3 protein-coding genes are annotated in these 4,780 nt (G+C 45.8%); all 3 read right to left on the bottom strand.

Annotated elements, in window-relative coordinates:
• Positions 1-129 precede the first annotated feature (129 nt).
• The 3 genes from ACOVQQ_RS11060 to ACOVQQ_RS11050 all read right to left on the bottom strand — a co-directional run bounded on the left by ACOVQQ_RS11060 (position 130) and on the right by ACOVQQ_RS11050 (position 4,707).
• Entirely contained in the window at positions 130-1,674 is a 1,545-nt protein-coding gene (locus ACOVQQ_RS11060; RefSeq protein ID WP_421818250.1) for a glycine--tRNA ligase, read from the bottom strand.
• Between the two features lie 802 nt (positions 1,675-2,476).
• Positions 2,477-3,541: a DNA polymerase IV gene (dinB, locus tag ACOVQQ_RS11055; protein WP_421818249.1), complete on the bottom strand. Its 1,065-nt coding sequence runs from the start codon at positions 3,539-3,541 to the stop codon at positions 2,477-2,479.
• Between the two features lie 50 nt (positions 3,542-3,591).
• Positions 3,592-4,707: an aspartate kinase gene (locus ACOVQQ_RS11050; RefSeq protein ID WP_421818248.1), complete on the bottom strand. Its 1,116-nt coding sequence runs from the start codon at positions 4,705-4,707 to the stop codon at positions 3,592-3,594.
• Positions 4,708-4,780: the final 73 nt, after the last annotated feature.

Here is a 4,780-nt window from a genome sequence, read left to right as displayed (position 1 = left end):
CCAAAAAACAACTACTTAAAGTTCTAAACCAAAAAAGCCCGGATTTACTCCGAGCTTCTAACTATTTTTTTATAGTGCACCAATAAAGCAAATTCGATTATTGGCACACTCTTTTGCGTACGCAACGATCTAAAAACACTGCTTCAACCACTGCTTCATACTCGTAGCCGAGTGAATGATGCCCGCAAGATCCGCGATTTTTACGCGCTCTTGCTGCATGCTGTCGCGGTGACGTATAGTAACCGTTTGGTCTTCGAGCGATTGGTGATCAACCGTAACACAAAACGGCGTTCCCAGTGCGTCTTGGCGGCGGTAACGTCGGCCCACAGCGTCTTTTTCGTCGTACGCTACGGTGGTTTCCCAACGCAAATCGTCGCAAATGCTTTTGGCAAGTTCGGGGAGACCGTCTTTTTTCACCAAAGGTAAAACCGCAACTTTGGTTGGGGCTAAAACGCTCGGAAGTCGCAATACCGTGCGTGTAGAGCCGTCTTCCAGCGTTTCTTCGGTAAGTGCTGTGGCAAAAATCGCCAAGAACATACGGTCTAGGCCCACCGAGGTTTCCACAACATAAGGGGTGTAATTTTTGTTCTCTTCGGCGTCGAAATACTGCATTTTGCGTCCGGAGTATTGTTCGTGCGCTTTCAAGTCGAAATCGGTACGCGAGTGAATGCCTTCTAATTCTTTAAATCCGAACGGAAATTCAAATTCGATATCGGCAGCGGCATTGGCGTAGTGCGCTAGTTTTTCGTGATCGTGAAAGCGGTATTTCTCCCGACCCAAACCAAGCGATAAGTGCCAGTTTAAGCGCGTTTCTTTCCAGTATTCGTACCACTTCATTTCGTCGCCGGGTTTCACAAAAAACTGCATTTCCATTTGCTCGAATTCGCGCATGCGGAAAATAAATTGGCGTGCCACGATTTCATTTCGAAATGCTTTTCCGGTTTGTGCAATACCAAACGGTATTTTCATACGGCCCGATTTCTGCACGTTCAAAAAGTTCACAAAAATACCTTGTGCCGTTTCCGGGCGTAGGTATAAATCCATCGCATTTTCTGCCGATGCGCCTAATTTGGTGCCAAACATCAGGTTAAATTGGCGCACTTCCGTCCAGTTTTTAGAACCGGTATCTGGGTCGGCAATTTCCAATTCCTCGATAAGTGCTTTCACATCGTCGAGTTCGCCCGCATCGAGCGATTTCGCCATGCGTTGTAAAATGGCTTTCTTTTTCTCCAAATATTCCACCACGCGTGCGTTGGTAGTTACAAAGGTTTGCTCGTCGAAGGCATCGCCAAAACGCGCTTTAGCCTTTTCGATTTCTTTGTTGGCTTTTTGTTGTAATTTCTCGCAGTAATCTTCGATGAGTACGTCGGCACGGTAGCGTTTTTTCGAGTCTTTATTGTCGATTAACGGATCGTTAAACGCATCTACGTGGCCAGAAGCTTTCCAAGTAGTTGGGTGCATTAAAATTGCTGCGTCGAGACCTACAATATTGTCGTGCATTTGCACCATTGCGGCCCACCAGTATTCGCGGATGTTTTTCTTAAGTTCTACGCCGTTTTGTGCATAATCGTACACAGCACTCAGGCCGTCGTACACCTCGCTCGAAGGGAAAATAAATCCGTATTCCTTAGCGTGTGATACAACGTTCTTAAATAAATCGTCTTGTTTTGCCATAATGCTGCAAAAGTAAAAGAAATTTCGAGAGCGCGCTTGCGATTGAAAAAATCAAAAAGCGGTTTTAGAAGAAGTTAGCTGTGCGAAAATTTTTTTGAGGTTTTTGGGGGTGCCGGCGTCTTATGCATAGCGCTTCGCCAACGTTTCGTGGAGCCGCCGTCGCGCTATCCGCTATATCTTTTTTGCTAGAACACTAGTGGAAATCCCGTAGCGCAAAAAAGTATGCCGCTGCTATCGCTCACCCGGACAAGAATAGAAAAAATAGAAAAAATAGAAAAAAGTTAAAAAAGTGAAGAAATGAAAGATTAGCCTTCGACAGGCTCAGGCACCATCCTTCGACAGGCTCAGGCACCATCCTTCGACAAGCTCAGGCACCCACGAATTGCAGGTTAAGTTGGGCAAAACGATACTTAAAATGGTGAATTCATCAAAATCGATCCTCAATTTCTCGGTAACGATTTTCGCAGCCCGGATAGAGGCGGCATCCTTTTTTTGGAGCGAAGCGGAATAAAAAGATACAGCCGAAAGCCGGAAATGCTGCCCAAATAAAAAAGAAATTCAGCCTTCAACACTCCCAACCACCATCCTTCGACACGCTCAGGTTCCAACGATACGCGGATAAGGTTGGGAAGATGATACGTAAATTGGTGGACGTCGCAATCCCGATAGCTATCGGAACTAGCTTCTAAAATAAGCCTTCGACACGCTCAGGTACCGACGAGGGTGGGTTCGGTTGGGAAAATGATCCGTTAAGTGGTGAACGTCGCAATCCCGATAGCTATCGGGACTAGCTTCTCACTTCTCAAAAATCAAACTTCAACTGTATCCCAACCGACTTCTTCTGATCAACATTCAAGTTGCTTACCGAAATGCCTAACAAACGAACCGAGTCGCGCAGTCGTTCCTGATACAACAACTCTTTAGCAACCTGAAACAAGGCGCCGGCAGTCGATAAAAAATGTACTCCCGTTTTCGAACGCGTTTGCAACGTAAAGTCGCTGTATTTGATTTTTAAAGTAACCGTCTTGCCCGCTAAATCGTGCTTTTTTAAACGTGCCGACAATTCCTTGGCTATAACTTCTAACTTGTCGATCATAAACAACTCCGACGTTAAGTTCGTTTCAAACGTATGCTCCGTGGCAACCGATTTCTGCGTGCGTTCTGGCATTACGGGCGATTCGTGAATGCCGCGAACAATCTTGTAATAGTCTAATCCCGGCTTGCCAAAATGTGTTTCTAAAAATTCGGCCGACTTAGCCTTCAAATCCTTGCCGGTGAAAATCTGATGACTGTACATCTTATCCCGCGTGACTTTTCCAACGCCGTAAAACTTCCCAATAGGCAACTCTTCCAAGAACGTTTCGACCTGCTCGGGTGCAATCGTGAACTGACCATTAGGTTTATTGTAATCAGACGCTACTTTCGCCAAAAATTTATTGATCGAAATGCCCGCAGAAGCCGTGAGTTGGGTTTCCTGAAAAATACGTTGCCGAATTTCGGTTGCCAATAACGTAGCCGAACCCTGGTTGACTTTATTTTGGGTAACGTCGAGATACGCCTCGTCTAATGATAAAGGTTCAACTAAATCGGTGTATTGAAAAAAGATTTCCCGAATCTTGGCCGAAATTTCGCGATACCGATCGAAGCGCAAGGGAACGAAAATTAGCTGCGGACACAAGCGCTTGGCCAGAACGCCCGAAATAGCACTGCGCACACCAAATTTTCGCGCTTCGTAACTCGCCGCCGAAACCACGCCCCGAACCTCGTTTCCACCAACAGCAATAGGCTTTCCGCGCAAGTCCGGAAAATCGAGCTGCTCGACCGAGGCATAGAACGCATCCATATCAATGTGGATGATTTTTCGCATGTGGTAAAGTTAGCGAAAGCTTTCAAATCGGAAATTCCTGGCACAGGTATTTACCCCGAAACTTCGCTAATGCGCACGACCTCTCGCTGCTTCACCAATTGCGCAATCTGCAATAAATCGCTTAAAACACCGCGTGCCGTCACTTCTTTTCCTGCACCAGCGCCTTGCACAACTAGCGGATTGCGTCCGTACGATTCGGTGTAAATTTCAATTAAATTGTCGGTTCCGTGCAATTGCCCTAAAGCCGACAGTCGCTTTACAGCTGTTAACTTTACTTCGAAACGACGCTTCTCCAAATCTAAAACACCTACAAAACGCAAAACTTCATCGGGATCCAACTGCTGCTTGCGCTCTTCCAAATAGCGGTTTAAAGCCTGCTTATTCGAGCGATAATCGGTTTCATGCAGCAAACGGGTTAGCGTTTCTCCAAAAATAGGTTCAATCGAAATGTCGTCTAACTCCAACGGTTCTTGGAGTTCGCGCGCCAAAATCAGAAGCTTACGCGCAACGTCGGTGCCCGATAAATCGTCTCGCGAATCGGGTTCGGTGTATCCGTTTCGTTCCGCGTCGGCTAGAATCTGTGAAAACGGAAATGGCTCTACTGAAAATCGATTAAACATATAACTTAATGAGCCAGAAAAAACGCCCTGAATGCGCGTAATTCGTTCGCCGGCTTGATACAAGTTGCGCAGCGTCTGAATGATTGGCAAGCCCGCACCCACATTGGTTTCATACAAAAAATGCTTCCGTTGCACCACCAATTCGCTGCGCAACAGACTGTAAAAATTTAAGTCGGCCGTATTGGGTTTTTTATTCGCCGCAACCAAATGACAGCCGTGTTGCAACAAAGGCAAATAGCGGCCGAGCATGACATCGGATGCGGTAACATCAACGGCTATCAGGTTTTCTAGGTGCGTATTTTTTAGAAAATCGAGTATATCTTGAAATTGATACGGAATCGACGAGCGTTTAAAATCGGTTTCCCAAGCTTGTTGCTGATCCGCGTTTTGGAACAACACCACGGTGGAATTAGCAATAATCGGAAAGTTGAATACAATGCCGTTTTGCTTCGCAATAAAATCGCGCGATTCTTCAATTTGCTTCAGCAAGGTGCTTCCCACATTTCCGATTCCAAAAAGCAAAATATTAATGGTTGTAACTGACATACGTGTTGGTTTTCTGTGTGTGAAAAATGGGGTTTAAAATCTGCGAAAGCTGTTCGTTTTCAATCAAAAAGGC

Source organism: Flavobacterium sp. (genome assembly GCF_049240005.1).
Classification (GTDB): domain Bacteria; phylum Bacteroidota; class Bacteroidia; order Flavobacteriales; family Flavobacteriaceae; genus Flavobacterium.
Note: the sequence above shows the minus strand (reverse complement) of the source record. Positions and strands in the feature narration are given on the sequence as shown.

Bases quoted from the DNA above. Each gene is read 5' to 3' on its own strand.
- ACOVQQ_RS11060 (WP_421818250.1), bottom strand. From the start codon at position 1,674: ATGGCAAAACAAGACGATTTATTTAAGAACGTTGTATCACACGCTAAG.
- dinB (WP_421818249.1), bottom strand. From the start codon at position 3,541: ATGCGAAAAATCATCCACATTGATATGGATGCGTTCTATGCCTCGGTC.
- ACOVQQ_RS11050 (WP_421818248.1), bottom strand. From the start codon at position 4,707: ATGTCAGTTACAACCATTAATATTTTGCTTTTTGGAATCGGAAATGTG.